Below are 26652 nucleotides of genomic sequence, written 5' to 3' on the forward strand. Positions count from 1 at the left end.
CTCCAGGCCGGCATAGCCCATCGGGTCGGTACCCATGAGATTATCGAGCGTTAGTGAAGGCGGTCGGTTGAGATCATGGAGTCCGCCCCGGTTGGCAACGGCTTTAACTAGGCGTGCAATGCCAGCGGTTCGGGTACAACAACAACCTCAACGGGCAACACTACGACCAGCTCTTCTTCCAGCTCCTTGATCGCCCCCGACATTGGTGATTTCTCGATATGCAGCCGCTCAGTTGCATGCGCAAAAAAGTGCAACTCTTCAGCAATATCAAGAAAGCAGCGTAAATACCGAAGTTCCATCCAGACTCGTCCTTTTCTCAGTCCTCGTTGGCGTATCAGCGTGATCTGACCCCACAGCACTCTACCGAGGCGCCCCTGCGGAGACTCAGTAACTGCAGCAACGCCCCGACTGCAGCAATCCCGCCAGCGCTACCAGCCAATATCCATGCGGGCCATTGTTGAAGCAGCAGCAAACCACCCAGCGCCGCCCCAATCGCGCTACCGAGGTACAGCGCCGATTCGTTGAGCGCCACGGCGAGATTGCCGTCGCCTTGCCGTTCACGCGCCTTGAGCAACTCGTTGTTCTGGGGAACCTGGAGCGCCCAACCTACCGCACCCCAAATGACGATCGGGAGCATTACCAGCCAGGTACCCGCCGACGATGCGGTCGACAGCAAGAACAACGCCGCAGCCAGGATCATCATGATCCATAAGGTCAACACCGGGCCCTTGATACGGTCCACCAGAGGCCCAATCAGAAAACTGCCGAGCACGCCGCCAATACCCCAAACCCAGAGGTATGGCGTGACTGAATGGGAAGCGCCCTGCCATGTGGCGGCCAGCAGGGGCGCGATGAAGGTATACATGCCCAGGCTGGCAACCGCCGCCAGCAACGACACCAGCAGAATGATGACCACGTGCCGATCCGCGAGCAGCGCCAGCTTGGCCTTAAGCGAGGTCGCGCGCACGGCGGGGAGTGGCGGGAGCCGGAAGATCAGACCCGCCAGTGCGATAGCGCCCAGCGCGGCGACCAGCCACAGCGCGAACGCCCAGCCAAGACGCTCGGCCAGTAGCAGGCTCGATGGCACGCCCAACACGGTTCCGCTAGCCATACCTCCCATGATCACCGCAATGGATTTACCGCGCTGGTCAGGCTGCGAAAGTGCGGTCGAGGCGGCAATGCCCATGGCAAGGTAGACACCCGCACCGATGCCAGCGATGGCGCGGAAGACCAGGAGCGTCGTGAAATCGGTAGACAAGGCACTGGCCGCATTGGCCAGCGCGAATATCCCAAGTGCGAACAGCAAGCCTGCTCGCTGCAGATGGGCCGGCAGCATCGCGACGAAAATGGGCGATCCTAATCCGTACGCCAGCGTGAATGCGGTGACTAGTTGTGCCGCAATTGCAACGGGCACTGAGAAGGCCGTCTCGATCATCGGGATCAATCCGGCGGTGACATAGGAGGCCATCCCTAAGGCAAATGCGCCAAGAGCGATGAGATAAACCGGGGAGTTCGCACTACGAGTACGAGACATGATGTTTTTCCAGGAAATGAAAGATGAACGCGAAGGTACGCGGGCGATCGTGTGCTCCTCGGCGACCTCTCAGAGGGTGAGCGACACGTCGTACTCAGCAAGCCAGGTATTCAGACCGATGGCCAGTTCCATGCCCATGCGGTCGTACATGGGCGACAGACTGCCAAGCGGCCTGTCCATGGCCTGCCTGACGCGGTCCCGGTCGAGCAGCGACAGCACGGGCGCCGCCGGGTCGGCCAAGCTCTGCTCCAACTGGCCATAAAGCCCGTGAGTTCCCCCGATGTTGCGAGAGCCACCCGATCCCGCGCCGTAGGTGTCAATGGCCTCATGCATGGCCGCGAGCACGACCGGATGCTGTGACATCCCAAGATAGTCATTACTGCACCAGACAACGACGGGCCGCTCCTCCCCTTCGAGCCGAGCCAGTGGATACTGGCCGCATATCCGATTCAACGTCACGAAAGTCCGGTACTGACCGGATGCCTTCAACCCACTCAGCTTCTCGCTCAGCAAACGCTGGTACATGGTCATTTCTCCTGCGCTTTGATCACACACCCCATACGCTCTACCGGACGTCTCTTGAAGCCCACTGTGGCTCGAATGGGGAAAACTGCGACCATTGTGGGCGCACATTTTAGGTATTACAATCTAACTGTTTATGCTATTAGCAATAGTGATTGAATGAGTATTGTTCGCAATATGGAGCGCACACGGAAGGAATTGGCCGAATTCCTAAAGAGTCGCCGCGAGCGATTGGCTCCTACGGATGTGGGCTTGCCCGCCGGTGGGCGCCGCCGCACCCCGGGCCTGCGCCGCGAAGAAGTGGCGGCGCTGTCCGGAGTTGGACTCACCTGGTACACCTGGCTGGAACAAGGACGCGAGATCGGCGTGTCCTCGACTTTTCTCGACAGCCTGTCGCGTGTTTTGAAGCTGGATGCGGCTGAACGCCGATACCTTTATCTGTTAACCCAACAGCGCCTGCCAGCCGAACCTGGCAAAACCTGGTGCGTGGTCCCTCCCCTGATCCACCGGCTCATGAGTGACTTGGCGCAGAGCCCCGCCTATGTGATCAATCTGCGATGGGATGTGCTGGCATGGAATGAAGCGGCCGACCGCGTATTCCATTTTTCCTCCTATGCACCCGACCGTCGCAACCTTCTCTGGATGCTGTTCACAGACCCCGCCACCCATGCACTATTTGATCCATGGGAGGAGCAAGCGCTCCAGCTGCTTTCCCATTTCAGGCGGGACTTCGTCAGAGCGACGCAAGAACCCGATATTTGCGCCTTGATAAAGGATCTGGAAAAAGTTTGCCCGGACTTCAAAAAATGGTGGCAGGAGCACGATATTCATGGCCCTGATCATGGATTGCGGCGACTCTTCATCGAAGGACCGGGTCATATTTCCTTCGAGTACACGGAACTGACAATCGATGCAGATCGTCATTTGCGGTTGGTGTACTACGCGGTCTTGGACGCCAGGGATGAAGACCAAAGATTCGTGCAATGGCTGAAATCCGGGGCGAATACCGAGCTGGCGCCGTGAGTTCCCGCCTTTTCATGCCTAGCGATCGTGCACAAGACCTGACAATCTGAAATCCTCCAGCACCATAGGCAAGCCCCCCGCCCTCATGGACCGGGCTGCTGAGCCTGGACCACAGCGGAAAAACCCGACTGGAACACGAATCAGGGCCTTGACACCAGCCTCGGCGGGCATATAGACTTGTTCTCGCAGTTGCTCCCAAGCACTGCCGTAGGCGTTACCGTCATCCAACGCGTCCTTTGCCGAGAGGAGCCCAGCAGGGCAGTTCTCGATGATTCACGACGCGCCGTTTCGATGACCACATCATGTTCTGTCTTCCCGGGCTCACGCTTGTCCGGGATCCCCGCTCTCCAGCATCTCTCCCCGGCTGTTCCCGGACGGCCTTTGCATTGCTGCCGGCAATTTGCTGTCGTGCGCGCATGTCTTTGGCTGACCAGGGCCGGACGGGTATCGCCTTGCCCGCTTCTTGCGGGAACCAGGGGGCGGGGGCAGCAAGAACCCGTTGGTCTGTGTTGCGGCTTCGAAGCAACCCAAGCTACCAGGAAATACACTTTATGAAACTCGCCGGAAACACCATCCTCGTGACGGGCGGCACCAGCGGCATTGGCCGCGCGCTGGCCGAGGCCCTGCACGACCTCGGCAACCGCGTCATCGTCACGGGCCGCCGCCAGCCCCTGCTGGATGAAATCATGAGAGCCAGGCCTGGCCTTGTGGGCCTGCAACTCGATGTCAACGACGCGGCTTCGTTGTCGCGGCTGTCCATACTGCTACGGGACCGCTTCCCCGAGCTGAACGCGCTGTTTGCCAACGCCGGCATTTCGCGCACCGAAGACATGGCGTCCGATGCCTGGGCCGCCGATGACGCGGAAGCCATTGTGCAGACGAACATTCTGGGCGTCGTGCGCATGGCTGCGGCGCTCCTGCCGCTGATCAAGGGCAAGCCGCATGCGGCCTTCCTTGCCACCAGCTCTGCCCTGGCCTTCGTACCGCGCGCGGACTTCCCGACCTATTGCGCCAGCAAAGCCTTTCTGCATTCCTGGCTGCAGTCGCTGAGGCATCAGCTTCGCTCTATCCCGGTGGAGGTGCTGGAGCTCTCTCCGCCTTACGTGCAGACCGAACTCACCGGCGCGCAACAAGCCAGCGACCCGCGGGCCATGCCGCTGACCGACTATGTGGCTGAGGTGCTCCGGATTCTGGACGCGGGCGATACACCACGCGGCGAGGTTCTGCTCGAGCGGGATTTCGCCCGTCGCTGGGCTGAACGCGATGGCTGCTACGACGCCACGTTCGCTGCCATGAACCCGGGCTGAGGCGCGGCAGGCCACCCGTCCATGACGGCCTGGCCGCGGTCATGCCATCAAGCTCGTGCTTGATGCAGGCGCTCGCATTCCAGCCTGTCTCGCCGTTGTCGCCCGGGTCAATCATTACAAGCCGCCCGTCGACACCGCTGTTTCCCCCCTTGTGTCGATCCCGGTCAATGTCGCCATGGGCGCCGCACGCTTTGCTGTGCGCCAACGAAATAGAGCAGCCAGAATGGAAAACATGGGTCGATTCGGTTCGAACGCTGCGGAAAGCTCCACCTTGGGCCTCCCATCGCTGTCGTGCAAAGAAAACGCATACCCCGCCGAGCTGTCGGGTGGGCTGGAGGTAACTCAAAAATCAAACCCCCGAATAAAGCCGCAAGCCCGCTTGCGGCATATCCGCCTGCAGAATCTGTCCGCTTTCTGATTCGGTGATGTATAGCGTTTTGCCCTCGGGGCCGCCGAAAGCCATGTTGGTGGTGTGATCGCCTTGTGTCGACTGCACCCGGCCGACCGGCAGCCCGCGACGGTCAAACAACCAAACAATGCCCAGCCCGATGTGCGCGACGGCCAGTCCGCCCTGGCTGTCCATGGCCAAGCCATCGGGCCCGCCGCCGCCCGACAATTGAATGAAATTCGCGACCTTCGCCACGGTGCCGTCTTTCATCAACGGGACCCGCCATATGGCATTGGCACGGGTGACCGCTACGTAAAGCATGGTTCCCGAGGGGTCCAGGACGATGCCGTTGGGACTGGGAACGTTATCCAGCAGGCAATCGACATGGCCGTCGGCCCGCACGCGGAATACGCGCCCGGTAGGATCGTGCAGGCCGGTAAGGCCCTGGTCGGTGAAGTAAAGGTCGCCGTTATCCGCAAAGGTAAGGTCGTTTACGGCTTTCAGGCGTTCGAGCCGGACGCGCGTCAGGTAGGGGCTAAGCTTGCCGCTGCGCGGGTCGAACACCATAATGCCGTGCGCGTAATCAGCGATAAAAATACGGCCGTCCTGATGGATGGCCAAGCCGTTGGGCTCGCCGTCGTACTCCAGCGCCACCGAAAATTCCCCTGAGGGCGATACCTTGAAAATCCGGCCATAGGGGATGTCGACGCACCACAAGGTTCCGTCGCGATCAAATGCGGGGCCTTCCAGCAATGAATGCTCGGGGAGCGCGCCCGGCTGGTTTCGGTGCCACTCCGTATCAGCGCCCTTTTTTCGCAGCGCGTCTGGCAAGCGGGCGAATACGCGGGTGGGGATAACAGGCGGCGTTTCGAACAGCATGGGATCAAGCTCCTTTCATGGCCGATGGCAGCCACAACGCGATCTCGGGAAAGAAGTACATCAGGAAGGCGAACAACACTATCATCAACGCAAAAGGCATGGAGGCCATTGCCACCTTGCCAAGGCTGGCGTCGCTGGCTATGGACTGTACCGCAAACAGGTTCAGGCCCATAGGCGGCGTCAAGGCACCCAGTTCGATAAAGACCACAATAATGATGCCTGTCCATACCCCGTCGAAACCCATGGTCATGAACGAGGAATACAACAAGGGCACGGTTAGCAGCATGATGGACAAGCCATCAATGAACATGCCCACCACCAGGTAGACGAACAGCAACAGCAGGAAGAACATAAAGGGCGACAGCCCAAGATCCACCAGGCTGCTGGCCAGTCCTTCTCCAATTCCGGATGTGACGACCGCGAAATTCAGGATCTGGGCATTGACGGTAATGAACATGACAACACCGCTGGTAATGGCGGCATTGACCAGGGCTTGCTTCAGGCGGCCTTTGGTCAATTCTCTGTAGGCGCACGCCAGTATCAGCGCAAACAAGCAGCCCAGCGCCGCCGCCTCGGTCGGCGTGACGATGCCGAAATACATGCTGCCGATGATGGCCGCAATCAAACCGATGACGGGCAAAGAATCGAGCGATGCGCGCAGCAGCTGTTTCGGTGTCGGCTTTACGTCGATGCGTGGCGCCAGCGCCGGAGTGATCGCTACCCGTATGCCTACATAAATCATGAAGATCGCGGCAAGCGTCACGCCGGGTATCACGCCCGCCATGAACAGATCGAGCAGGGAAACCTGCGTCATGGACGCATAGACGATCAGGGGAATGGAAGGCGGAATCAAAATGCCCAGACAGCCACCGCCCGTAAGGGTTCCCAAGGTAAGCTTGTCGTCATAGCCGCGCTTGCGCATCTCGGGAATCGCCACGGATCCTACCGTCATGGCCGTGGCGACCGAAGACCCGGAAATCGCCGAAAAAACAGCGCAGCCAAAAATATTGGTCTGGGCCAAGCCACCTGGCAGCCAGCGCAACAAGATCGCCACGCCGGAATAGAAGCGACCCGCAATGCCGCTGCGCAGGATGATTTCGCCCATGAGGACAAACAGTGGAATGGAAACGAGCGTGAAGTTATTGGTGGTGTTCCAAACGATATCGCCCAGCGACAGCCACAGGTCTGTGCCCGCCACCAAGGTGATCCCGAGAATGCCTACCAGCCCGATACTGGTTCCTATGCCCACACCCCCCGACAGGCAGGCCAGCAACACAATGCCGTAGATGGTCAGCGCCAGTTGCCAGCTCATTCGTGCCTCGCCTGGCCGGTGTCGCCGGGAAGCTGGAGATAGATGGGCAGCGGTCCGCGTCCGCAGGCAGCCCGCAATTGCATGGCGGCAGTATGCAGGAAAGCGATGGTCAACAGGACAAAGCCGACAGGCATGATCACCTGCGGTAAATACAGAGGCGTCTCGGAATATTGCATGGACGTGGTCCCGAACAGAACGCTGCTATAGAAGGTGTCTGCGGTAGCATCCAGCAAAATCAGCGACAGCGCGGCTCCTGCCAGCGAAGCCAGGCCATCGATGGCCGCGCGCACGCGTACCGGCAAGACGTTGCGCAGCGCATCCACACGCAACAAGCGATCGGAGCGCTGCGCGTAAAGAAAGCCGCCCATCGTCACCCAGGTAAACAAGTAGCCGCTGTACTCTTCGGAGATCTGGATGGACATCTTTAGAAAAAGACGGGTGCCTATCTCGGTGCACATCAATGCGACCATGGCGAGCAACAGGTAGGCGGCCATCCAGATGGCACCCTGGCCAAGCTGGTCCAGCCACCTGCCCAGCGTGTGCAAGACAGAAGCCATGCCTGCCTGTTGGCCGTGCTTATTTGCAGGCATCTATGGCACCGGCCAACATCTTGCTGGCCATCGGGCCGTTCTTGGCCGCCCACGCCTCGCCTATGGGCTGGGTGGCAGCGCGCAGCTTTTCCATGTCGGCCGGGCTGACATCCATGAGCGTCATGCCTTTTTCCTGCAGCTGCTTGCGGGCCTCGCGGTCGGCCTCGATCATGGCGGCCCGGTATTTCGGCGCCCACTCTTGCGCTTTATCCAGCAGCAGTTTCTGCAGGTCGCCAGGCAGTTCGTGCATGGCCTTCTGGTTGACCACCATGGCCTGGTGTGCCAGGGTAAGGTTGAGCATATAGCCCATTTTGGTCACTTCGTAGAATTTCCAATCCAGCGCCGGAACCGCCGCCGTAAAGGCGCCATTCACAACGCCGCGCTGCAGCGACGGGATGACTTCAGCCGGCGTAACCGTTACACCGGCGCCGCCCAGGGCGGCCATCATATCTACCTGCTCGCGGTTCCAGGCCCTTACTTTAAGATTCTTCAGCCCATCGATGCCCGAAACAGGATTGGTCAGCCAGAGTTGCTGAGGCGGCATCACCCATTGCATGATGGATTGAGTCTTGAATTTGCCGCCCAACACTTCGTTGATGTCCTTTTCCATGTTGGGAGCGGCATTGTCGTAGAACTTGTCGATGGAGGTGCAGGAAAACGGCATCGACAGCGCATTAAGCTGCGGCACGTCGCCGGCCACAAACCCGAAGGCCACATCGCCGATTTGAACTTGATTGCGTGCCACGGAACGCAATACGTCTGATGCCTTGTAAGGCAATTCGCCAGAGGCGTAAACCTGGATGCGCAGGCGATCGTTGCTGGCCTTGCTGACATCTTCGGCAAAGGCCTTGTGCAACAAGGTCGGCTTGTCATTCGGCGCGAAGTAAGTGTAGAACTTCCAATTGAAGTCTGCGGCCGCAACGGCCGCGGAGAACGTGAGCGCCGCAGCGGCGGCACCCAGCGATAGCAAGCGGGGTGAAATGGTCATGCGTGTCTCCTTGCGGCCATCTTCGGGGATGGCGCTATACAAATAGCGTTTTGCGCATCGTCGCACGACCGCCTTTCCAGTGTCAATAAGTTTTGACTGTTTCGGTCAATAATTGAACATATCGCTAAACTCCTGCCCTATAATTGCTCGTATCGGTCATTACCTATCACCAGAACGCCTAATTTTGAATTTTTCATCCAGGGCCTCGCGGCCATATCCTGCCTTGAATGGGATTCCCACCTCACCGTATCTGCGGCCAAGGAAGATGCATCCATGACGTCCCTGTTGATCCTGGCAGACGACTTGACGGGCGCGGCCGACTGCGCCAATGCCTGCCGCCGCCTGGGAATGCCGGCGTCCGCCCTGCTGAATCCCCTGGCCGGCATGGGCTGCCTCAGTAACGCAGGGGGAAATATGCAGGCCGTGGCTCTGGACGCCAATTCACGCAACCTGCGGCCCGCCCTGGCGGCGGATCTCCATCGGCGAATACTGCGGCGCCATCTCACACCGTCCACCCCGCTGTACAAAAAGGTGGACTCTACCCTGCGGGGCAACATCGGTGCCGAGATCGCCGCCACGATACGCCTGGCCGGCATGGCTATCCTGGCACCTGCATTTCCCGCAACTGGCCGACGAACCGTAGCCGGACAACAACAAGTACACGGCACTGCCGTGTCGGAAACCGAGATCTGGCGAAACATAGGCTTGAGCGGAACGGCCGATATCGTGCAGATGATGCGCGCCGAAGGTTTGCAGGCCGTCGGTATTCCGCTGTCCTGCGTTCGCCAGTCGACGGCATCGCTGCGGGAACAGTTCCTGGCAAGCGCCCGCGCGGGGACGCAGGTGCTGGTGTGCGACGCCGAAGCAGCCAGCGATCTGCAAGCCATTGCCCGGGCATCCTCCAGGCTGCCTGCGCCACACTTCTGGGCCGGCTCCGCCGGCTTGATGGAATATGTTGCCGCTACGCTAATACAAGCAGGCAAGGCATCCGATATTGCGTTGCCGGCGGCAACCGGCCGGGTTCTGACGGTGGTGGGCAGCATGTCTGATATCAGCGCAAATCAAGTCCGGCAACTGAATGATCAACGGCCTGTGCAGCTTGTAAGCGCCTCTTCCGACACGCTGGCCGCGGGCGAAGCCCATCCCGATTGGCTCACGCTGCGCGATAGCTTGACTGCCGCCTTGCGCAGCGGTGATGTGATGATAGCCGTGTGCGGCGACAGTCGCCTGAACCCCGCCGCAGGCTCGCTGCTGTGCCTGGCCCTGGGCCGCCTGATCGCTCCTCATGCGGCCGGGCTGGCCGCCATCATTGCCACCGGCGGCGAGACGGCCAGGGCTGTACTCGACGCCGTCGGAATCACAGCGCTGCGCCTTGCCGGCGAAGTCGAAGAAGGCGTGCCGATATCGCTGGGCACCGGCGCGCGGCCGCTGGCGGTCATCACCAAGGCCGGCGCTTTCGGCGACACACAAACATTGGTTCGCTGCTACGACGCACTGCGCCACTAAACATTACAAAGGATTCTTATGCACCGACCGATTATTGCCATCACCATGGGAGACGCCGCGGGCGTCGGCCCGGAAGTCATCGTCAAAAGCCTGGCCCACGCAGACCTGTACCGAAACTGCCGCCCCCTGGTCATCGGCGATCTGGAGCGGCTGCAAACAGCGGCTCAGCTAACGGACAGCCCCCTGCAGTTTCGCGCCATCAAGCAAATCGAAGATGCCGCATACACACATGGCACGGTCGACTGCATGGACCTCGGCCTGATTCCAAAAGACCTTCCTTTCGGCGAGCTCTCCGCCTTATGCGGCGACGCCGCCTATCGCTATATTGCTTGCGCAGTCGAATTGGCGATGCGCCACAAAATCGACGCCATCTGCACCGCGCCGCTGAATAAAGAGGCACTGCATGCGGCCGGGCATATCTATCCGGGGCATACCGAACTGTTGGCGCAGCTTACCGGCACACCGGAAGTATCGATGATGCTCGTCGCCCCCACACTCCGCGTCATACATGTCACCACCCATATCGGCCTGCTCGATGCCATCCGCAAGATCGAGCCCGGCCTGGTAAGCCGCACGATAGAGCGGGGGTACAACACGCTGCTCAGCGCAGGCATAGCGCAGCCGCGCATTGGCGTATGCGGCATCAATCCTCATGCGGGGGAAAACGGCCTGTTCGGCAACGGCGAAGAAGAGCAGAAAATCATTCCCGCGATCCTGGAGCAGCAGGCGCTGGGGCGCGATGTACAGGGCCCGCTGCCCGCCGACACCTTGTTCTTCCGGGCCGCGCGCGGAGACTTCGATCTGGTCGTTGCGATGTACCACGATCAAGGACATAGTCCCGTGAAGGTCATGGGCCTGGAAAGCGGTGTCAACGTCACCGTCGGGCTTCCGGTAATACGCTCCTCCGTCGACCATGGCACCGCTTTCGATATTGCCGGCAAAGGGATCGCCGACGAGCGCAGCATGCTGGAAGCGCTGCGTATCGCCACAGAACTGGCGGCCGGTAAAATCGCTGAAAACAAAGCATGAAGGTAGCGGAATACAGCCATGTCGTCGTCAAAAACCCGTGAGCGCCAGCAGCGCATCCTAGATCTGGTCCACAAGGACGTTGTCGATGTCGACGAATTAAGCCGCCACCTGGGTGTGTCCGTTTCGACCGCGCGGCGCGACCTGAATAAACTGGCCGCCGAAGGCAGATTGCTGCGCACCTATGGCGGTGCCGCCTTCGTCAGCCATGAGCGCAAGGAACATACGCTGAACGAGCGCATGCATATTCAGCGGCCGCAAAAGGAAGCCATAGCGGCACTGGCGGCCCAGCAGATCGAGGACGGCGACACCCTGATCCTGGACGCCGGCACAACGACCGCCGCGCTGGCGCGACTGCTCATCGGGCGCGGCGACCTGCATGTAATCACCAATAACATCGAAGTGCTGACCATCCTTGCCAAAGATCCTGACATCCGCTTGACGATGCTGGGCGGCGAGGTACGCAAATTGAGCATGGGCGCGGTGGGTCCGCTTGCCGAGCTGGCGCTGGGCCGCCTTAGCGCCGATAAAGTCTTTCTGGGTGCCGACGGTATTGTTGCCAGTCGCGGCCTTTGCGAAGCCAGCCAGGATCAAGCGTATCTGAAAGAAAAGATGATGGAACAGGGCGACGCTGTATTCGTGCTGGCCGATTCATCGAAGCTGAACTTCGCCGGCCAGCAAGCCTGGACGCCACTAAGCCGGCCCTGGACGCTGATTACCGATGCCGACGCCAGCCCGGAGCAGTTGGCCGCCTTCCGAGAACTGGAAAATGTGTCGGTGTTGGTCGCTTGATGCTGAATGCCAGGCGCCACATGCAGGAACGCATCGGCAAGCAGCCTGCCTAGCGCGACGCCATGCGCAAAGGGGATACTGGCCTGACGCACATGCTCAGTTGACGGCGCGGGATACCTGTAAGCAGGTGGCGACACAAACGGGTGGCTGAGAGCAATGACCCTCGCCACCTGTGCAGCTATGACTTCTCGCCGCTCTAGTGCGCAATTGGACCAAGAGCGCTACTGGATCTGGCGGCGCAATTTGCGCGGCAACGATTACATCCCCACCAACGTCACTACTCATGCTTGGGCGGTTGAGTTCACCATGCAGTAGTTAGCGCCTAACTTGTCCATTACGCTATTCAATGTTCAAGCGATACTTCATGGTGTGCACACGGTGAAGTATCTGCAGCCTATAACAAAATAATGCCAAATGTGATACACCATCAACCTATGACCCGAGAGTTTGGCACGAAAAGTCAAGAGCTTAAATTTAAAAGACGTTGCAAGAGTTTCAAGTGGATGATTTGCTATGACTACCATTAATATTCCGAATCCAATGACTGAAACGCGAAGCAATTCGCGCACAGCCGACACCATGCAGCGGGCCGCAGATGGTATGCCGGCACCTGTTCACGCTGCAAACGAGGCTGTTAGTCCAGGCAAGCAAACAGTAGCGTTTTCATCATTGGCACAACAATTGAGCGAGGCGGCGAGTCGGGCTGCTGCAAGAGACACCAGCATGACTCGTCAGGAGCTTGCAACGAAGGGCAAGGCCCTCACTGACATCATAGTCGGGCCCGATTACTGGGCCAAAAAGACAATTCACGACGCTGAAGTCCCCAAGACCGATGATCCTCTCCACCTGGCACGTGCACAGCAAGCAACCGCTTTCGCCAATCTTGAAGGCCCCAATCCGTTCAAGGGCATGAACCGTGAGCAACTCTCTCTTATCGCTTACGACGAGAGCGGCACCTTCACAGTGAATGAGCGCCGGGCCGCCTGGTGCGAGGCCTATGACCAAGACGAAGCACAGAGAAGAATACTCTGCGCCAAAATAGTAGATGAATACAATCGCACCGGTAAGGTTGTCGATTCGCTTCTTGATGTACTTAAATTTTATAAGTCCTTGCCTGCTATAGATCAGGCCATGCAATTCCCAGCAGATTATGAAGCACAACTGCGATCTAGAATTCTCGCTGGCGGCAGTTCCGAATCGCTGGAAGAGCTTTCTTCTATATTGGGGCTGGGGGCTGAACTGGACTTCAAGCAGATAAGCCAAAGCAAGGACGCTAACGCCACACTCAAATCGTCTTTCAATGCGTAATGGAATAACCTGGAAGCTTGATTAAGTTGCCAATTGTTTTCGCAATGCCCGACGCTACTCAGCATTCACCGCTATGGTGAGCCTGAAGGAAAGGACCCCGGAAACCGAAAGCATGGGTAAAGACATCAACCGTGATGAACCAAGCAAGGACCTGATTCAATTACAAGACATCACGCATGCCTATGATACAGGTGCGTGCTCGCTACCAGTTCTACACGACGTTTCATTGTCAATTCCCATGGGTCAACGCACGAGGCTGCGCATAACCAATTGGAGCGCGTAGGACTGTCTGACCGTACCCATTACTTGCCCGCTGACTTGTCTGGCGGACAACGTCAGCGTGTCGCTATTGCGCGGGCTCTATAGTCGGAGAGCCCTTGACCGAGCCTGCTCGGCGATCGATAAATTACTTCTTGAAAGCTACCGCTTCTGCGCGGAGGCGCCATGCACTTCCAGAAAGCTCTGTATCGCTACTAGGGATAGCGGTTCAGGTTCTGACGGGGCGCAATTTCCCATTGCTTGCATAAAAGGTCAACCAGTTTGCCCGTGTTTTTCACGGCAAAGCCAGACTGCAATCATTCGCTGCGGTAGATCGCAGCAACCATGTAAAAATGCGCTGACACGCTCATACCCTGCCTTAGCCGATATAACCTTTCATTCCAAGAAATCGCTCTGGTTGCTGTGCCGTCAAATCGGCCAATTTTTGGTATATCTCATCCAAAGCTGTACCTTTCTTCATTTCGGTCTCGTAAAGCGCGATTTTTTGCGACCTGTACAGTTGCCCGGTCTTATTGAAATATGCCTCGCTTTCGGCGGTAACCGGTTCGCCAGTTTTTGTGTAGCGTATCGGGCCTCCGTTCATATAGTCTGTTAAATCCACGAGGGCATCCGACGCATCATCGTTATAGACCACGTCTTTCAAGTATTTGCCCAGATTATCATTTCCTTTCATATGCGCCATCATCTCCGGCGAGAAGCTGCCGTTTTGCAGCGCCACGCTTGTCGAGTTTTGTTGGCTTTTTGTGGAAATATTGACAACCGTTGATTCTGCACCATTCTGTTGTTGGGGGCGTATTTCCGGAATAGTAAAACGCGAAGTCGGAGCCTTTTTACTATTTTGGCTAATGGATGGCAGCGTGGCAGACGATATCGATTGAATGGATGAACTCATGACTTTCCTTAAAATGCTTGGTGCCTTCGGCTAGTGTTGAAAATCCTATTTATGGAGCGGGAAGAGCAAACCAGACCACAACGTCGCCATTCACGAATACAGTCGGAAACGACGATCCCCAGCGAATGGCTCGATGCACTAAATACATGGTGTTGTGCATGTTATAAGCTCCATGGGGTTGAATTTTTTCTGATGCTACACCGTTGCACCTGCAGCGATATTATGAATTGAGGCGTCTTCGCACTGCTATTTCCATCGATCCGGGGCTTCAGAGGCACAAATTGACACCTATCCAAAAGAGTAGGTGCTCATGGAGCATCGCTTCATCCATGAGCTTCCGTGTCGGCAGGTGAAAGACCCGGGGCAAGCCATGCTCTCCAGGATAAGCTTCGGCAGTACGGCCTGATCTGCCCGATGGAGCGGGCAGCATATATCGATCTCAAGAAAAACTGTGGCGCTGTCTATAAGCGGGACCTATTTCTGGCGTGCGGCTGTTGCCCAACGCATGGACCTGCATCAGCGCACAGGCGATCGATCCGAATAATTACGCCGGTACAGATCCGCCCCCATGGCCTGAATTTGCCGATCGACAAGCGCCTTGAACGGTTTCAAGACCGGCTGGAAATCGCGCTCGGGCTCCAGCACCGTCAACGCACGAACGATGGCTTCAATGGTGGATACCGCCGCGGGTTCGCGAGCCCTGCGCACCCGATATTCAGATGGCTCGCCGATAGGCAGGCTCAGGCGCGGCAGAGCGCCCAATACAGGATTCGCATGCATGATCTTGCGCGCCTTGCGCCATGTTCCGTCGGGCACGATCAACAGCGATGACTCGCCCGCCCGGGAAGCAAGCAGCGGCTGCGACAGGGCCGCGTTCTTTGTCGGAAACAACAGGAACACGGAGGCTGCCGCTGAAATGATGCCGTTCAATTGCGGAAAGTGCTCGCCCACCAACAACTCGGCATGCGCCAATCCCAACACCGCCAAGCGCGCCGTATTCAACGGGTGTTTTTGCTCGTCGGGATGCTGCAGGATCAGAATCCGCGTGCGGTTGGGCGCCACGGTTATATGAGCGCACAGGCAATGTGACATAGGCCTTAGACAGCGAGCGCAACGGGGCCGGGATAAAGATTTCTGTTCTGACATGGCTTGGATGATACTGCCTGGCTTGACTTTATACCGGGTGCTTTTATACTAGCGCCTATCAAGGGGAGTAGCTTTCTTCCGACGCATCGTCATTACGGCAGTCTTGCATTACATCGCAAGCGCCCGGTGCCCGGGCAACATCACATGTTGCAAGCAAGACCTTGCCATCAAGGGCAAGGTGAATCTCCAGCAATAGCTGTGGCCTGTGTCCTGACGGAACAGGCCATTTTTATTGTGTCTTCGCCGCGCCGGCCAAGCTCCGGACGCCATGCGGGCAAGGCTCAAAAACCGGCCAGATCCGTTTCCCTGTACTAATGTCTTTTCTATCCAGAGGGTAACTGATGCTTGAATTTTTGCAAACACTAAGCTGGGCGGCGGTCTTTCAGATTATTCTGATCGACATATTGCTGGGTGGCGACAATGCGGTAGTGATCGCGCTGGCCTGCCGGAACTTGCCGCGCAAGCAGCGCATGCAAGGCATTTTGTGGGGCACGGCTGGCGCCATCGGTCTGCGCGTTGCGCTTATCGCCTTTGCCATGACGCTGCTTGCCGTGCCGTTCCTGAAGATCGTAGGCGCTATATTGCTGCTGTGGGTCGGTATCAAACTGTTGATCCCGGACGACGACGCGCACGGCAATATCAGCGGCGGCGCTTCAGTGTTCGCCGCTGTAAAAACCATCATCGTGGCTGACTTTGTCATGAGCCTGGACAACGTCATCGCCATTGCCGGCGCGGCTCAGTCGGCGGACCCGGAGCATCAGATGGGCCTGGTCATATTCGGCCTGCTCATCAGCGTGCCCATCATTGTGTGGGGCAGCACCCTGGTGCTGAAGCTGATTGATCGCTTCCCATTGGTCGTCACCTTCGGCGCGGCGCTGCTGGGCTGGATTGCGGGGGGCATGCTCATTACCGACATCTACATCGTCGAGCAGTTCGGTCAGCCCTCCGGCGGCATGAAGCTCGCTGCGGAAGTGATCGGAGCCTTGCTGATCGTGGCCGCCGGCCGCTGGTTCGCGCAACGCAAGCGCGCTACGATGGCCGAGGCATAACGGCAGCGTTGCAACGGCGGCAGGCGGGCGCGCAGCCCCTTGCCGCCCGATGAGGCGGCCTACGATCGCGCCCTGACCTTGATTGATGCGATTCTGGACGAAACCCGCGGCGCGCCCGCGCGGGAGGATGCCATTCATCCGCTGACTGATCTGTTGCCATGCTTTACCGAGTTCCCGGCGTAGCATAGGTGGCCCCCCCTTTCCTTTTTCTATATGGAGAGTATACTGACCATATACATATCATATACGGAGAAACTGATGGGTATCGTAAACATCGATGATGATTTGCACGAGCAGGTGCGCAGAGCCATTAAAGTATCGTGCCGTTCAATCAATGCGCAGGCCGGCTATTGGATCAAGATCGGCATGCTGTGCGAGACCAATCCAACGCTCAGTTTCAATGAAATCATGAAGCTTGAACTTAGTTCCGCGGGTGTTTCCGCTCAGCCAGTGGCTATGAGTGAGGCATGATCAAGCAAGCGCAGGAGCTCGCGTTGCTCGCCGAATCCGGCCGGCTGCTGGCGTCCGCATTCGGGCTATTGGATAAAATCTCACTCGCCGGCATGTCGACACTCCAGATCAATGAAATGATCGAGGAATTCATCATCCACGATCTCCAGTCACGACCAGCAAGCAAAGGCCAGTATGGCTACGCGTTTTCCTTGAATTCTTCAGTGAATGATGTGGTCTGCCATGGCGTTCCATCGCAATCCAAAGTCCTGCGGAATGGCGACATCGTTAATTTCGACATCACGCTCGAAAAGAACGGCTATATCGCAGACTCCAGCAAAACTTATCTCGTTGGCGAAGTAAACCTGGCCGCCAGGAGGCTGGTCCAGACCACCTACGAAGCCATGTGGAAGGGCATACTGGCGGTTCGCCCGGGGGCGCGGCTCGGGGACGTTGGCTATGCGATCGAACGCCATGCCAAGCGAAATGGCTATTCCGTGGTGCGTGAATATACTGGACACGGTATCGGCCGGGAGATGCACGAGGAACCACAGGTTCTGCACTATGGAAAGCCTAGAACTGGCCTCGCGCTTCGTGAGGGCATGGTTTTCACGATCGAGCCTATGCTCAATCAAGGCGGGCGCAGCGTAAGAACTGAGGCCGATGGTTGGACTGTTGTGACGAGAGACGGGTCCCTTTCCGCACAGTTCGAGCACACCGTTGCGGTTACAGCTTCCGGCGTATCCGTATTGACCTTACGTCCCGACGAATCAGGCATGATCAGCAAGATGAAGGCGCCAACATAGAGTCAGCATCCATACCAATCAAGTAATCGATGCGTCGTCGCGCGGCAGGTCAGAGCGTGCCGTTGACAAAAGCGGCCATGGCAGCATAAAACGCGCCAAACGCAGTACGGCGGGATCAGTGCGACGAGACAAAAGTTGCATCGGGGAATACCGCCGGGATGGCGAAGCTTTCGCGCATGCGGTTCGCCTCCGCCGCCGGCGTCAAACCAAACAGACGCTTGAATTCCCTGCTGAATTGTGACGGGCTCGTGTAACCCACGGCGTGACTCGCCGCCTCCGCAGTCAGGTCCTGGCGCACCATCAACAGGCGCGCCTGGTGCAGACGCGTCGACTTCACGTACTGCATCGGCGACACGTGCGTAACCGCTTTGAAGTGGCTGTGGAAGCTTGGAACGCTCATGCCTGCTTCTTCGGCCAGTTGCGCTACATCCAGGTGCTGCGTGTAGCCGGCATGGATGAGGCGTATTGATTTCCCTATCCGGCCGAACTGTCCTCGCATCGCCAAAGCTTGCCTCATCGAGCTTCCCTGGGCTCCGGAGAGTACACGGAAATACAGTTCGCGCAGCAGCCCTGGGCCCAGCACAGCGGCTTCAAGCGGTCGATGCATCGCCTCGAGGAAGCGCAATACGGATGCCTGCATCGCATCATCCATCGGCGTGGACATCATGCTCTGAGGCGCCTGCATGTGCTCCGCCATGCCTACGCGGTCGATCTGCTCCGCCAGTTCGGCGGCTATCGTGAAATCAAGGTGCAGATACAGTGCCAGCAGCGGACACTCTGGCGTTGCGTCGGTTTCCATGCTGAACGGCACGGGCACGGACACGGCGAGATAGTGACGCTCGTCGTAAAGATAGAGCTGATCGCCGAAGTAGCCTCGCTTGCGGCCCTGGCATACGATCACGACGCCGGGATCGTACAGAACCGGCGTGCGCGACAGCGCCCGGTTCGAACGCAGGATGCGAACGCCCGGCAGTGCTGTCAGGTTGTAGCCCTCCTCGGGAGCCAATGCGCGCAGCAGCGCAGCCATGCGTTGCTGGCTGCGAGATGGCAGATCCCGATCCCGAATGGAGGCGCACCCGGTGATCATAGTTTTATGCAAGAAAATCAGCGAAATATGGCTTATCCAGCCTGGATTATAAGATTAGTATGCACTCCAGTATCAAGATATGGGAGAAACTTCAATGGCATCCGGAAAAACCCTGCTCATTACTGGCGTCAGCAGCGGCTTGGGCCGCGCACTCGCGCAAGAAGCGCTGGCGGCAGGTCACAAAGTCGTAGGCACTGTGAGGAGCGCTCGGGCAAAGCATGATTTCGAGTCCTTGTCTGCGGATAGTGCCTTTGGTCGCGCGCTTGACGTCACCGACTTCGACGCCATCGACCGCGTGGTGGCGGAAATCGAGGCGAGTGTGGGCCCCATCGATGTCCTGGTCAATAATGCCGGCTACGGGCACGAGGGCATCATGGAAGAATCCCCTTTGCCGGAAATGCGCCGACAGTTCGATGTGAATGTATTTGGCGCGGTCGCCATGATGAAGGCCGTCCTGCCCTTCATGCGCGCGCGCCGACGTGGCCACATCCTGAATATCACGTCGATGGGCGCTTATATCACCATGCCCGGTATCGCTTATTACTGCGGGAGTAAATTCGCGCTGGAAGGCATTTCAGAGGCGCTAGGCAAGGAGGTCGGCCGCTTCGGCATCGCCGTGACTGCCGTGGCCCCGGGCTCGTTCCGCACCGACTGGGCGGGCCGCTCGATGAAGCGCACGCCCCGCTCGATTTCAGATTATGACGATATCTTCGACCCTATTCGCAAAGCCCGCGAGGAGAAAAGCGGCAAGCAATTGGGAGACCCCCGCAAAGCGGCGCGCGCGATGCTCGCCGCCATTGCTTCGGATCGCCCGCCCGCGCATCTTCTGCTCGGTAGCGATGCGCTCCGGCTCGTGCGGGAAAAATTGTCGGCGCTGGAGAGCGAAATCGGAGCGTGGGAGGCTGTCACGGTCTCGACGGACGACTGAAGGGGATCAGCGCTGTCATGACCAGGCGGCCAGCGCAGCGCGGGCATGCCGGACCAGGCGTAGCAACCAGCCCGCCGACGACTCCATGAACATGTCAGCGTTGATCTCAGAGCCGCGCGAACCCATATTGATCCCAAGTTCCTGCTGGTTCAGCCACGCCTCGACACCTTCCAGGGCTTCATCGTCGTCAAGCATACTTTCCAACTCCCCGAGGCCCTGCCGGCGGTCTATCGGAACGTTGCACGCTTGCGTCATCGGCCCGCTCGCTGCGCCGGGATTGGAGAGGACGGTGGACTCGGGATTGGTGTTGGTGTGCATATGTATGTGCTCCTAAAGTGTTCGTTGCAATTCTTCAAGCTAGGGAAAATGCAGCTCGTTCAATCCCTTGCGTAGCAGTTCCTGGTGGATGTTCGATCCATCGGCAGGCAGAAGCGTCCGTTTTTTAATGATCCACCGGCTATCGCACCGTTCGAGTTCCCAGCGATTCACAACGGCGCGATGGATCCGATATCCCGTCGATACGCCATGGTTGGGCAAATCGCGGGGTTCGCCCTCATGGTCGACGTGAACAATCATGAGGTAGGAAGTTACGACGGCGACATCGCCCCGCAAGTCGACAAGAGGCAGGCCGGCGAAGTGAGCCAACCCGCCGCGGATAGCTTCATCATGCTCGGGCCGCTGTATGAACGCCGCGATCTCCGCCGCGCCTTTGGCGCCGTCCAACGCCGGACCACGATCGAACACGCCGTCCTCACGATAGACCGACATCGTGTATCCGGCAGCGCCAGTATCAGCGCTTGGCGGATGTGATGCGATAAGCTCGTAAATGGCGAGCTTGTCCTCGACAATGCGCAGCCTATGCGCTAGTTCGGGCAGGTCAGGGGAGCTCATATTTCACCTCTCTTCATGTTCATTAAGTTGAGACTGACCTGCGGCGTCAGATACCCGCATACCACTCATATCCGCGATCTTCCCAATAGCCGCCTCGGCCACCCCATAAGGTGTCGAATGCGGAGACGACTTCCAGCCGCATCAAATACTTGGCGTGCTTGTACCCAGTCAGTTGGTGTGGAGCCGTGCTAAACAGGTCGCGCGCTCCTGCGTTGCGAACGGATCCGCCAGAACTGCAATGCGGATCCCAGCACAAAGATGCCCAGCCACGCCGCCAGCGTGCCGCGCACGATGTCGGATTCAGGGCCATCCGCAAGGGGATGGGCAACAGGCAGCCGCGTCAGGGTTTCATTGATCCCGGGGACCAACAGCAGAAAGAAGCTGAATGTGAACCCGAACTGGGACAGATATGGCCGCGCGCGCCCCAGGACGGATATACGTGAAACCGATAGCGCGCCGGATATCGCTAGCAGCGCCAGGATGCCCAGAGCATGGCCGGCATTGAAGCCGCCGTTGCTGGACAGCGCGAATGACGTGAACACCGACACCGCCAGTCCGGCCAGGTAGACCTTGCCGGACTGCGTGCCGCTATCGATCTTGCGGTAGCGGATGAAGCCATAGAGTCCCGCGCCAAGCGGCACCAGGCTTGCGATGGTATGAAAGGCGCCCAGGGCGGAAATAGGATGAGGCATAGGACAACGACTCCTTGTGAAAACACTGACTTGCGTCAATGTGATGCCGGCGGTGCCGGCGATATGGATAAGGACATGCGCCTGCAGGTCCACGATGAAATCCACATTAAACGATCAACTAGTTGGTAGGTAGATGAATCAAAAAAATGGAACGCTTCCCCATTCGCGGGATAAAGCGTTCAGGCGGACGCGCTCAGCTGGCTGATAGCCGCCCGCGAGATGGTCTCGAAGACCTCCGGTTTATCGAAGGCCCGCGCGGTCAGCATCGCGCCATGAATTGTGGACATAAAGGTTTGTGCCTCGATGAAAGCACTGTCGCGCAAATTGAATTGCCCCTTTGTCGCACCTTCTTCCAGGACTGTTGCGAGCCAGGCCGTCAAGTCCTCGAAGTAGCCGTGCACCTCCTGCGCGATCTCTTTCGGGATTATGGGCAATTCGGCAGCCAGCATCGCGCAGATGCAGATGGACATCGTACGTTCGCGTATACACATCGACCAATAGCCGGTGTAGGCCTCGAGGCGTGCCAGGGGATCATCGAGTTGCCGGTCGAGGGCGGCCATGCCTTCCCGGGCCTGCTCGCGGTGTCGCGCGACCACGGTCTGAACCAGCTCTGCCTTGCTCGGAAAATGATGATGAATGCTCGCCTTGCCAATATGCACGCGATCGGACACATCGGCATAGCTGAACCCGTTATAACCGCCAGCGGCGAGCAATAGTTTGGTTTGCTCAGCAATTTCAACTGCTCTGGGAGACAGTTCCACGCTCATAGGAAAAATTCACTCGGATTGTTGAATACGCATGCAAAACGACATTCGCCCAATATGCCGGGCGCTGTCCATTGCGTGCACGATGTTGCCAATCTACTAGTTGGTTGGTTGACTGTCAAGCCCTTCAGCAGCATTTTTCGAATTCCATCCAACATGAATTGGCCGCGGGCCGCGGCCCGATATGTACGTATCGCCGGGCGCCAGCACGCAATGAAATGCCTGCGGTGCGCTCAATCCGCTTGCTTCGGTATCCCTGCCGCTTGCCCGGAAAAATGCTGGCTTACCCATCGCTCGCACACTGCCCATAGCTCAGGCGCGCCTCTTTTGATGACAGGACCATACCTGGAAAAGACCTGTTCAAGTGAAACGCCGTTCTCTGTCCAGGTCCCTCCGCCGGTGAATATATTGATGAGAAGGGGCTGAAAACGATCGAGCGCTTTCGCGAACTTCGCGTCCTCTGTTTCTGCATGTTCGAATTCTTGCCACAGGCTGAGAAATTCCTTGCGTTGCGGCTCTGGCAATAAGCCAAACAACCGCGCCGCTGCTCTGGATTCTTGTTCGGCCTGCAATTCACTTGAAGACCCGCCGTGAATCGGAAAATCGCCGACATCTATCTCGACGACGTCATGCAGCAAAAGCATCTGTATGACCCGATTTGTGTTCACAGGCCCGCGGGCATGCTCGCTCAGTATCAAGGCGTACATCGCCAAGTGCCAGGAATGCTCGGCGGAATTTTCCCTGCGGCTTTGGTCAAGCAGCGGTGATTGCCGTATGACGGTTTTCAACCGGTCTATTTCTCTCAGAAAGCTCAGTTGCTTTTCCAATGCCGTCAATTGCATGATTTTCTACGTCTAAAAGGGATCACATAGTATGCGGGCGGCGCGTGCGCCATGCGCCCGGACCGATGTAGCGTAGCGGTTCTATACGTTCGCGATCAAGCCGCCGTCCACCCGGATGATGGACCCGGTTATGTATGACGCCTGGCGGCTGGCCAGGAAGGCCGCCGCCGCGCCGTATTCTGCGGGGTCGCCGTAGCGCTTGACCGGTATGGCGCCCACGCTTTCCTGGACCACGCTGTCGTAGCTGCGGTTTTCCCGGGCGGCTTTGGCCTGGTCCAGCGCCACGATACGCCGGGTCGCAATGCGGCCCGGCACCAATACATTGCTGGTGACGCCATCCGGCCCCACTTCGCGCGCCAGTGTCTTGGACCACCCCACCAGGGCGCTGCGCAAGGAATTGGACAAGCCCAGATTGGCAATGGGCGCCACCACGCCGGACGAGGCGCTGGTGATAATGCGGCCCCAGTTGCGCGCTTTCATGCCCGGCAGGACCAGGTCGGTCATCGTCACCACCGACAACACCATTTCGGAGAAATGCCGCAGCCAGACGTCGCGCTCGACGTTCTGCACCAGGCTGGGTGGCGGACCGCCCGTGTTGTTGCACAGGATATCGATAGACCCGACCGTTTCGACCACCTCGCGGTGCGATTGTTCGTAACGGTCGATCTGCGCCAGATCCCATTGCTTGCCGACTGCCTTGCCGCCGGCCGATTCGATGTCCCGGCAGGTGTCCCGCAAGGAGTCTTCATTGATGTCGCACACCACGACCGTGGCGCCCTCGGCGGCCAGCGCGCGCGCAATCGCGCCACCCAGCCCGCCTCCGGCGCCATGAACGAGCGCCACTTTCTGATTCAATCCGAGTTCCATTGTCCGTCTTCCTTCTTGCTTGCTTGATGTATATATAGGATGGGTCAGGTGCCGACGCTCAGGGGCGCGCGCAATTTGCGCAGCAGGGCAATCGCGCTCTGGGCCGTGATCCGCCCTGTCTTGGGGTTTTCCGAAGGAATGTTCTGGATTTCCATCGACAGCAGCGCCGAATCGGACACCACCTCGATATGGTGGGTATTGCGTTCCAGCCCGGGATCGGCCCAGACTTCAAGCAAGGTCTTGTCGGGCCCCACACCGGCCAGCGACACGCTGACGGCCACGTTGAGATTGGCGGGGAACCCGGACGCCGCCTCGCGCGCCGTGCCCGAGAAGATCAGCGTGGGCTCTTTCAGGCTCATGACGTCGATGTTCCGCTTTTCCAGGAAGGGCGCGCCCACGAACCCCTTGAGCGGCTTGCGCGATGTCATCTTGACCGACTGGATGGTGCCTTCGGCCGCGGCCAGTATGGCGTCCAGCCCCAGGATCGCGCCCGACGGCACGAGAATCTGGCCATTATGCGCCCGGGCCAGGTCCACCAGTTCGGGATGCCCCAGCAGCGCTCCGCTGCTCAGGCTGACGACTTTCTTCCCCGCCTTCAGGAATGGCGTGGCAATGCGGGGCAGCAGGTGGGCGGGCGCGCATTCGATCACGATGTCGCAGTGCGGCTCCAGCTCTTCCAGCAGCACGAACCGGGGCGGTGTCCGGCCCTGCCAGTCGAACTCAGGCGGGGCGTCGGGGTTTCTGACCCCCACCGCGGCAAGCCGTATGCCTTCGACGCCTTGGGCAAGCTGGCTTGCAATTGAACGGCCTATGGCGCCAAAGCCGGCCACCCCTACACGTAAGTCTTCCATCTGTCGCATTCCTGTTCCACAAAATATCGTTGGGTCCAATTGGTCAACATCATTCTAGGAAAGGGATGCAAAAGGAACAAACGATTTGTTATCGCCGCAGCGATTAGCGCAACTAATGGCTGCTTGCCGCCTCGACCTCATCGAGCACCCAGGCGCGGAACTTTTGTATGGCCGCGCGCTTGGGCGACGAAGCGCGCGTCAGCAGGTAGTAGTCGCCGGCGCTGCGCACAGGCTCTATGCCGGGCAGCAAAACATCGAGCTCGTTGCGCCCCGGGTAGCCGCGCAGCAGGACTTCGGGAATCAGCGCAATGCCTTTATGGTCCTGCGCGGCCCCCAGCGAGATATAAAAATGTCCGTATTCCGGTTCGTGCCCCGGCGGTTTGTACTCCACCCCGTAGGCCTTCAGCCACTCCCGCCATGCGTGGGGCCGGCTTGCCGTATGCACCAGCGAGGCCGTCTTGAAGTCGGCCACATGCCGGATGGCCGGCTGCGTGTCGCACCAGGCCTTGGACGCCACCGGCACCATCACGTCGTGAAACAGCAGGTCGGCTTCGATGTCGGTCCATTTTTCCAGCATGACGAGATTGACGGCCGGAAAATGTTCCGGGTAGCGCTGGCCCGGCAGCTTCCCCACCCGCAGCGCGACATCGATGTTGTCGGACTGCATGTCGGCCGGCCGGATGTCCGACACGACGCGGACCTCGATATCGGGGTGCCGCGATGTGAACGACGCCAGCCTGGGCATCAGCCAGAGCGTGCCGATCGTGGGTATGGTGCTGACGGTAAGCGTTTGCTGATGCTGCGGGCTGGTCAGGTCGCGCATGGCCTTTTCCAGGCCCTCCAGCAGCACATGGCAGGCCTCATAGAACTGCTGGCCCGCGCCGGTCAGCTCGATATGGCGCGCATGCCGGATGAACAGCGGCGTCCCCACGAACTCTTCCAGCTTGCGGATCTGCAAACTGATCGCGCCCTGTGTGACGAACAGCTCTTCGGCCGCCTGCGTAAAAGAAAGATGCCGGGCCGCCGCTTCGAAATAGCGCGTGGCAAGCAAAGGAGGAAGACGTCTGCTCATCGGTCCCTGGGTAATGCCGCAAGGGGCATGCAAATCTGCCATTAGCAAAGCTAATAGCTTCGCATACTTTAAATCGTTTGTCTCCCCTTCCCCTCCTTACTAAGATGAAACACACACCAGCAATGCCCGGCATCGGGCCATTGCCGAGGTTCACGGCAAACAGGAGTCAAGCGATGGTTAGCAAGGAAGAGAAAAGTTCGATCCGCGAACGATTTCTAAAGGTCGACACGTCCAACGTGGCCGACGTACTGGATGAAATGGGCTACCCGGACCAGGGCCTGGCGTCGGCGTTCCAGCGCCAGACCGGCTCGGAGCGCCTGGCGGGTTGGGCTTACACCATACGCGGGCAAATGACGCCCTACGGCTTCGGCGGCGACGCCGACAAAATGAAAGCCTGCGCGGCGCTGTCCGAAGGCGACGTATCGGTCTGGTCGGGCGACGGGGACGGCATCTGCTACTTCGGCGAACTGATCTCCATCGGCATGAAGGAAAAAGGCAGCGTCGGCGCCATCGTCGACGGCGGACTGCGCGATACAAGTTGGATCAATGCGCTGGGCTTCACGGTCTTCGGCCGCTTTCGCACTCCGGTGCAATCCATCAGCCGCTGGAAAGTCAATGCCTGGAATGTGCCCGTCTACATGGAAGGCGCCACAGGCCGGCGCGTAGCGGTCGAACCGGGCGACTTCATCCTGGGCGACGACGACGGCGCCCTGGTGATCCCGCAAGCCATTTTGCGGGAAGTGCTGGAAAGATCGGAGCGGCTCACCCAGCAGGAAATCGCCATCCGCCAGAGCCTTAGCGAAGGCATGTCGCTGGCGGCAGCCCTTGAAAAATACGGCCACGTCTGAGCCCAAACCTGAC

The 26652-nt window shown here is 58.8% G+C and carries 30 protein-coding genes and 1 pseudogene; 13 read left to right on the forward strand and 18 right to left on the reverse strand.

The genetic code is table 11. The features are described from left to right. Positions 1 to 155: 155 nt before the first annotated feature. The 3 genes and pseudogenes from BUB23_RS03880 to BUB23_RS27290 all read right to left on the reverse strand — a co-directional run. A pseudogene (locus tag BUB23_RS03880) lies at positions 156 to 299 on the reverse strand (LysR family transcriptional regulator); the annotation flags it as partial. Positions 300 to 334: 35 nt separating this feature from the next. Next, positions 335 to 1534: an MFS transporter gene (locus BUB23_RS03885; protein WP_073101792.1), complete on the reverse strand. Its 1200-nt coding sequence runs from the start codon at positions 1532 to 1534 to the stop codon at positions 335 to 337. A 69-nt stretch (positions 1535 to 1603) separates the two neighbouring features. After that, positions 1604 to 2059 carry a PLP-dependent aminotransferase family protein gene (locus tag BUB23_RS27290; RefSeq protein WP_245801152.1) on the reverse strand — a complete coding sequence of 152 codons (456 nt, stop codon included), beginning with the start codon at positions 2057 to 2059 and terminating at the stop codon, positions 1604 to 1606. A 156-nt stretch (positions 2060 to 2215) separates the two neighbouring features. Between BUB23_RS27290 and BUB23_RS03895 the strand changes: the two genes are divergently transcribed. Both BUB23_RS03895 and BUB23_RS03900 read left to right on the forward strand, forming a co-directional pair. Beyond that, positions 2216 to 3079 (forward strand): helix-turn-helix transcriptional regulator, encoded by an 864-nt coding sequence (locus BUB23_RS03895; protein WP_073101793.1) that lies wholly within the window; start codon positions 2216 to 2218, stop codon positions 3077 to 3079. A gap of 551 nt (positions 3080 to 3630) precedes the next feature. Continuing rightward, on the forward strand, positions 3631 to 4386 hold the full coding sequence (locus tag BUB23_RS03900) for an SDR family oxidoreductase (protein ID WP_073101794.1): 756 nt from the start codon (positions 3631 to 3633) through the stop codon (positions 4384 to 4386). A gap of 349 nt (positions 4387 to 4735) precedes the next feature. Here BUB23_RS03900 and BUB23_RS03905 read toward each other — a convergent pair whose 3' ends face one another. From BUB23_RS03905 to dctP, 4 genes are read right to left on the reverse strand one after another with little or no spacing between them, the layout of a single operon-like run. Further along, positions 4736 to 5653, reverse strand: coding sequence for an SMP-30/gluconolactonase/LRE family protein (locus tag BUB23_RS03905; protein ID WP_143160870.1), 918 nt, complete (start codon positions 5651 to 5653; stop codon positions 4736 to 4738). 4 nt (positions 5654 to 5657) lie between these two features. After that, positions 5658 to 6965, reverse strand: coding sequence for a TRAP transporter large permease (locus BUB23_RS03910; protein WP_073101795.1), 1308 nt, complete (start codon positions 6963 to 6965; stop codon positions 5658 to 5660). Continuing rightward, positions 6962 to 7522, reverse strand: coding sequence for a TRAP transporter small permease (locus BUB23_RS03915; protein WP_073101796.1), 561 nt, complete (start codon positions 7520 to 7522; stop codon positions 6962 to 6964). The genes BUB23_RS03910 and BUB23_RS03915 overlap by 4 nt, the downstream gene beginning before the upstream one ends. 19 nt (positions 7523 to 7541) lie before the next feature. Continuing rightward, entirely contained in the window at positions 7542 to 8543 is a 1002-nt protein-coding gene (gene dctP, locus BUB23_RS03920) for a TRAP transporter substrate-binding protein DctP (RefSeq protein WP_143160871.1), read from the reverse strand. 273 nt (positions 8544 to 8816) lie between these two features. Here dctP and BUB23_RS03925 point away from each other — a divergent pair, with 273 nt between their 5' ends. From BUB23_RS03925 to BUB23_RS27770, 5 genes are all read left to right on the forward strand, one after another. Next, complete coding sequence (locus BUB23_RS03925; RefSeq protein WP_073101798.1) at positions 8817 to 10049, forward strand: four-carbon acid sugar kinase family protein; 1233 nt, start codon at positions 8817 to 8819, stop codon at positions 10047 to 10049. Positions 10050 to 10067: 18 nt separating this feature from the next. Continuing rightward, entirely contained in the window at positions 10068 to 11078 is a 1011-nt protein-coding gene (gene pdxA / locus BUB23_RS03930; protein WP_073101799.1) for a 4-hydroxythreonine-4-phosphate dehydrogenase PdxA, read from the forward strand. A gap of 18 nt (positions 11079 to 11096) precedes the next feature. Continuing rightward, positions 11097 to 11867 (forward strand): DeoR/GlpR family DNA-binding transcription regulator, encoded by a 771-nt coding sequence (locus BUB23_RS03935; RefSeq protein WP_073101800.1) that lies wholly within the window; start codon positions 11097 to 11099, stop codon positions 11865 to 11867. 513 nt (positions 11868 to 12380) lie between these two features. Further along, on the forward strand, positions 12381 to 13175 hold the full coding sequence (locus tag BUB23_RS03940; RefSeq protein WP_143160874.1) for a hypothetical protein: 795 nt from the start codon (positions 12381 to 12383) through the stop codon (positions 13173 to 13175). A gap of 195 nt (positions 13176 to 13370) precedes the next feature. Then, the gene (locus BUB23_RS27770) at positions 13371 to 13541 is read left to right on the forward strand and encodes an ATP-binding cassette domain-containing protein (RefSeq protein WP_218598864.1); all 171 of its coding nucleotides are present in this window, start codon (positions 13371 to 13373) and stop codon (positions 13539 to 13541) included. A gap of 271 nt (positions 13542 to 13812) precedes the next feature. On the opposite strand, the gene BUB23_RS03950 is transcribed toward BUB23_RS27770, so the two are convergent. Further along, positions 13813 to 14346: a hypothetical protein gene (locus BUB23_RS03950; protein WP_143160875.1), complete on the reverse strand. Its 534-nt coding sequence runs from the start codon at positions 14344 to 14346 to the stop codon at positions 13813 to 13815. Between the two features lie 516 nt (positions 14347 to 14862). Beyond that, complete coding sequence (locus BUB23_RS03955; RefSeq protein ID WP_073101803.1) at positions 14863 to 15492, reverse strand: tRNA-uridine aminocarboxypropyltransferase; 630 nt, start codon at positions 15490 to 15492, stop codon at positions 14863 to 14865. Positions 15493 to 15833: 341 nt separating this feature from the next. Between BUB23_RS03955 and BUB23_RS03960 the strand changes: the two genes are divergently transcribed. The 4 genes from BUB23_RS03960 to map all read left to right on the forward strand — a co-directional run bounded on the left by BUB23_RS03960 (position 15834) and on the right by map (position 17797). Further along, on the forward strand, positions 15834 to 16541 hold the full coding sequence (locus BUB23_RS03960; protein ID WP_073101804.1) for a TerC family protein: 708 nt from the start codon (positions 15834 to 15836) through the stop codon (positions 16539 to 16541). A 39-nt stretch (positions 16542 to 16580) separates the two neighbouring features. Then, the gene (locus tag BUB23_RS03965) at positions 16581 to 16724 is read left to right on the forward strand and encodes a hypothetical protein (RefSeq protein WP_178372260.1); all 144 of its coding nucleotides are present in this window, start codon (positions 16581 to 16583) and stop codon (positions 16722 to 16724) included. Positions 16725 to 16799: 75 nt separating this feature from the next. Next, complete coding sequence (locus tag BUB23_RS03970) at positions 16800 to 17012, forward strand: ParD-like family protein (protein ID WP_073102158.1); 213 nt, start codon at positions 16800 to 16802, stop codon at positions 17010 to 17012. Then, positions 17009 to 17797 carry a type I methionyl aminopeptidase gene (map, locus tag BUB23_RS03975; protein WP_073101805.1) on the forward strand — a complete coding sequence of 263 codons (789 nt, stop codon included), beginning with the start codon at positions 17009 to 17011 and terminating at the stop codon, positions 17795 to 17797. The genes BUB23_RS03970 and map overlap by 4 nt, the downstream gene beginning before the upstream one ends. Before the next feature lie 115 nt (positions 17798 to 17912). On the opposite strand, the gene BUB23_RS03980 is transcribed toward map, so the two are convergent. Next, positions 17913 to 18824 carry an AraC family transcriptional regulator gene (locus BUB23_RS03980; protein WP_143160876.1) on the reverse strand — a complete coding sequence of 304 codons (912 nt, stop codon included), beginning with the start codon at positions 18822 to 18824 and terminating at the stop codon, positions 17913 to 17915. A gap of 154 nt (positions 18825 to 18978) precedes the next feature. Between BUB23_RS03980 and BUB23_RS03985 the strand changes: the two genes are divergently transcribed. After that, a complete protein-coding gene (locus BUB23_RS03985) occupies positions 18979 to 19812 on the forward strand; it encodes an oxidoreductase (RefSeq protein WP_073101807.1) in 834 nt (277 codons plus the stop codon). Between the two features lie 15 nt (positions 19813 to 19827). Here the strand turns inward: BUB23_RS03985 and BUB23_RS03990 are convergent, their stop codons facing one another. The 8 genes from BUB23_RS03990 to BUB23_RS04030 all read right to left on the reverse strand — a co-directional run bounded on the left by BUB23_RS03990 (position 19828) and on the right by BUB23_RS04030 (position 25791). Beyond that, entirely contained in the window at positions 19828 to 20130 is a 303-nt protein-coding gene (locus BUB23_RS03990) for a hypothetical protein (RefSeq protein ID WP_073101808.1), read from the reverse strand. Positions 20131 to 20169: 39 nt separating this feature from the next. Continuing rightward, a complete protein-coding gene (locus BUB23_RS03995; protein ID WP_073101809.1) occupies positions 20170 to 20703 on the reverse strand; it encodes a nuclear transport factor 2 family protein in 534 nt (177 codons plus the stop codon). Positions 20704 to 20891: 188 nt separating this feature from the next. Then, positions 20892 to 21395, reverse strand: a complete 504-nt coding sequence (locus BUB23_RS04005) for a hypothetical protein (RefSeq protein ID WP_073102159.1) — start codon at positions 21393 to 21395, stop codon at positions 20892 to 20894. A 179-nt stretch (positions 21396 to 21574) separates the two neighbouring features. Then, positions 21575 to 22162 (reverse strand): TetR/AcrR family transcriptional regulator, encoded by a 588-nt coding sequence (locus BUB23_RS04010; protein WP_073101811.1) that lies wholly within the window; start codon positions 22160 to 22162, stop codon positions 21575 to 21577. 230 nt (positions 22163 to 22392) lie between these two features. Next, positions 22393 to 23001 carry an HD domain-containing protein gene (locus tag BUB23_RS04015; protein ID WP_073101812.1) on the reverse strand — a complete coding sequence of 203 codons (609 nt, stop codon included), beginning with the start codon at positions 22999 to 23001 and terminating at the stop codon, positions 22393 to 22395. A gap of 81 nt (positions 23002 to 23082) precedes the next feature. Further along, positions 23083 to 23868, reverse strand: coding sequence for an SDR family oxidoreductase (locus BUB23_RS04020; RefSeq protein ID WP_073101813.1), 786 nt, complete (start codon positions 23866 to 23868; stop codon positions 23083 to 23085). 44 nt (positions 23869 to 23912) lie between these two features. Beyond that, positions 23913 to 24719: an aspartate dehydrogenase gene (locus tag BUB23_RS04025; RefSeq protein WP_073101814.1), complete on the reverse strand. Its 807-nt coding sequence runs from the start codon at positions 24717 to 24719 to the stop codon at positions 23913 to 23915. Between the two features lie 112 nt (positions 24720 to 24831). Continuing rightward, complete coding sequence (locus BUB23_RS04030; RefSeq protein WP_178372261.1) at positions 24832 to 25791, reverse strand: LysR substrate-binding domain-containing protein; 960 nt, start codon at positions 25789 to 25791, stop codon at positions 24832 to 24834. Positions 25792 to 25964: 173 nt separating this feature from the next. Here BUB23_RS04030 and BUB23_RS04035 point away from each other — a divergent pair, with 173 nt between their 5' ends. Next, positions 25965 to 26639, forward strand: coding sequence for an RraA family protein (locus BUB23_RS04035; protein ID WP_073101816.1), 675 nt, complete (start codon positions 25965 to 25967; stop codon positions 26637 to 26639). Positions 26640 to 26652 lie beyond the last annotated feature (13 nt).

It is taken from the genome of Pollutimonas bauzanensis, assembly GCF_900129885.1.
In the GTDB taxonomy this organism is placed as follows: Bacteria; Pseudomonadota; Gammaproteobacteria; order Burkholderiales; family Burkholderiaceae_B; genus Pollutimonas; species Pollutimonas bauzanensis.

Excerpts from the sequence above, each read along its gene's own strand:
- dctP (WP_143160871.1), bottom strand. The coding sequence starts at position 8,543 with ATGACCATTTCACCCCGCTTGCTATCGCTGGGTGCCGCCGCTGCGGCG.
- BUB23_RS03990 (WP_073101808.1), bottom strand. The coding sequence starts at position 20,130 with ATGCACACCAACACCAATCCCGAGTCCACCGTCCTCTCCAATCCCGGC.
- BUB23_RS03910 (WP_073101795.1), bottom strand. The coding sequence starts at position 6,965 with ATGAGCTGGCAACTGGCGCTGACCATCTACGGCATTGTGTTGCTGGCC.
- BUB23_RS04005 (WP_073102159.1), bottom strand. The coding sequence starts at position 21,395 with ATGCCTCATCCTATTTCCGCCCTGGGCGCCTTTCATACCATCGCAAGC.
- BUB23_RS03940 (WP_143160874.1), top strand. The coding sequence starts at position 12,381 with ATGACTACCATTAATATTCCGAATCCAATGACTGAAACGCGAAGCAAT.
- BUB23_RS03900 (WP_073101794.1), top strand. The coding sequence starts at position 3,631 with ATGAAACTCGCCGGAAACACCATCCTCGTGACGGGCGGCACCAGCGGC.
- BUB23_RS04020 (WP_073101813.1), bottom strand. The coding sequence starts at position 23,868 with ATGGAACTCGGATTGAATCAGAAAGTGGCGCTCGTTCATGGCGCCGGA.
- BUB23_RS04025 (WP_073101814.1), bottom strand. The coding sequence starts at position 24,719 with ATGGAAGACTTACGTGTAGGGGTGGCCGGCTTTGGCGCCATAGGCCGT.
- pdxA (WP_073101799.1), top strand. The coding sequence starts at position 10,068 with ATGCACCGACCGATTATTGCCATCACCATGGGAGACGCCGCGGGCGTC.
- BUB23_RS03970 (WP_073102158.1), top strand. The coding sequence starts at position 16,800 with ATGGGTATCGTAAACATCGATGATGATTTGCACGAGCAGGTGCGCAGA.
- BUB23_RS03925 (WP_073101798.1), top strand. The coding sequence starts at position 8,817 with ATGACGTCCCTGTTGATCCTGGCAGACGACTTGACGGGCGCGGCCGAC.
- BUB23_RS03980 (WP_143160876.1), bottom strand. The coding sequence starts at position 18,824 with ATGGCTGCGCTGCTGCGCGCATTGGCTCCCGAGGAGGGCTACAACCTG.
- map (WP_073101805.1), top strand. The coding sequence starts at position 17,009 with ATGATCAAGCAAGCGCAGGAGCTCGCGTTGCTCGCCGAATCCGGCCGG.
- BUB23_RS03935 (WP_073101800.1), top strand. The coding sequence starts at position 11,097 with ATGTCGTCGTCAAAAACCCGTGAGCGCCAGCAGCGCATCCTAGATCTG.
- BUB23_RS03915 (WP_073101796.1), bottom strand. The coding sequence starts at position 7,522 with ATGGCTTCTGTCTTGCACACGCTGGGCAGGTGGCTGGACCAGCTTGGC.
- BUB23_RS04030 (WP_178372261.1), bottom strand. The coding sequence starts at position 25,791 with ATGAGCAGACGTCTTCCTCCTTTGCTTGCCACGCGCTATTTCGAAGCG.
- BUB23_RS03895 (WP_073101793.1), top strand. The coding sequence starts at position 2,216 with ATGAGTATTGTTCGCAATATGGAGCGCACACGGAAGGAATTGGCCGAA.
- BUB23_RS04010 (WP_073101811.1), bottom strand. The coding sequence starts at position 22,162 with ATGAGCGTGGAACTGTCTCCCAGAGCAGTTGAAATTGCTGAGCAAACC.
- BUB23_RS04015 (WP_073101812.1), bottom strand. The coding sequence starts at position 23,001 with ATGCAATTGACGGCATTGGAAAAGCAACTGAGCTTTCTGAGAGAAATA.
- BUB23_RS03905 (WP_143160870.1), bottom strand. The coding sequence starts at position 5,653 with ATGCTGTTCGAAACGCCGCCTGTTATCCCCACCCGCGTATTCGCCCGC.
- BUB23_RS03995 (WP_073101809.1), bottom strand. The coding sequence starts at position 20,703 with ATGAGCTCCCCTGACCTGCCCGAACTAGCGCATAGGCTGCGCATTGTC.
- BUB23_RS03955 (WP_073101803.1), bottom strand. The coding sequence starts at position 15,492 with ATGTCAGAACAGAAATCTTTATCCCGGCCCCGTTGCGCTCGCTGTCTA.
- BUB23_RS03885 (WP_073101792.1), bottom strand. The coding sequence starts at position 1,534 with ATGTCTCGTACTCGTAGTGCGAACTCCCCGGTTTATCTCATCGCTCTT.
- BUB23_RS03985 (WP_073101807.1), top strand. The coding sequence starts at position 18,979 with ATGGCATCCGGAAAAACCCTGCTCATTACTGGCGTCAGCAGCGGCTTG.
- BUB23_RS03960 (WP_073101804.1), top strand. The coding sequence starts at position 15,834 with ATGCTTGAATTTTTGCAAACACTAAGCTGGGCGGCGGTCTTTCAGATT.
- BUB23_RS03950 (WP_143160875.1), bottom strand. The coding sequence starts at position 14,346 with ATGAGTTCATCCATTCAATCGATATCGTCTGCCACGCTGCCATCCATT.
- BUB23_RS04035 (WP_073101816.1), top strand. The coding sequence starts at position 25,965 with ATGGTTAGCAAGGAAGAGAAAAGTTCGATCCGCGAACGATTTCTAAAG.
- BUB23_RS27290 (WP_245801152.1), bottom strand. The coding sequence starts at position 2,059 with ATGTACCAGCGTTTGCTGAGCGAGAAGCTGAGTGGGTTGAAGGCATCC.